Annotated in this window: 2 protein-coding genes; both read left to right on the top strand. The window is 47.7% G+C overall.

Annotated features, from left to right (window positions below; genetic code table 11):
• On the top strand, positions 1–215 hold a 215-nt coding region (gene vscS / locus R7O12_RS27130; protein ID WP_318127153.1), incomplete at its 5' end, for a SctS family type III secretion system export apparatus subunit VscS.
• Entirely contained in the window at positions 212–997 is a 786-nt protein-coding gene (vscT, locus tag R7O12_RS27125; protein ID WP_269665963.1) for a SctT family type III secretion system export apparatus subunit VscT, read from the top strand. The genes vscS and vscT, both read left to right, overlap by 4 nt.
• Positions 998–1,014 lie beyond the last annotated feature (17 nt).

The following is a 1,014-nucleotide window of genomic DNA, read 5'->3' as shown; positions in this document are numbered from 1 at the left end:
TGTTCTTGTCGCTACCACCAATTTTGGTCGCAGCATTAGTCGGCACCTTAGTGTCGCTGATCCAAGCACTGACTCAGGTACAAGAGCAAACGTTAGGGTTTGTCGTGAAGCTCATTGCCGTGATCATCACCCTGTTCATCACAACGCAGTGGCTAGGTGCAGAACTGCACGCTTTTGCCTCACTCGCTCTGGATAAAATTCCACAAATACGATGAGTTACGACGATTTACACCAAGCTTTGTTTCTTTATAGCTTGACGCTGCCTAGGCTCATGGCGTGCTTTATCTTTCTGCCTATTTTGAGTAAACAGATGCTTGGCGGCGCAATGATCCGTAACGGCGTACTTTGCTCACTTGCGTTGTTTATTTTTCCCGGCGTAAACGAGCAAGCATTGCCCGCCGAAACTGACGGCCTTTGGTTGATAGTGATTCTAGGTAAAGAAGTCTTGCTGGGTATGCTGATTGGCTTTGTCGCAGCCATTCCTTTTTGGGCGATTGAAGCCACTGGCTTTTTGGTGGATAACCAACGCGGCGCGGCGATGGCAAGCATGTTCAACCCAACGCTGGGTTCTCAATCCACCCCAACGGCGGTGTTACTCACCCAAACATTGATCACCTTGTTCTTCTCTGGAGGTGGCTTTGTTGCATTTATCTACGCTCTGTTTAAAAGCTACACCACTTGGCCAATACTCGGCTTTTTTCCGATGGTCACGGACGCGTGGGTAAGCTTTTTCTATGATCAGTTCCAACAGTTAATGTGGCTTGGTGTATTAATGTCGGCGCCACTTGTGCTCGCGATGTTCTTAGCCGAATTTGGCCTTGCGTTGATCAGCCGCTTTGCGCCGCAACTCAATGTTTTCTTCTTGGCGATGCCCATCAAAAGTGCCATCGCGAGTGTGTTATTGATCGTCTATCTCGGATTAATGATGGATCACTTTGAAGCACTATTTTATGGCATCACTCGCTTTGGCGATCAGCTCAACACGATTTGGAAATAAAGGTTAGGATGTTCTAT

This window comes from Vibrio sp. Vb1574 (assembly GCF_033338675.1).
Note: the sequence above shows the minus strand (reverse complement) of the source record. Positions and strands in the feature narration are given on the sequence as shown.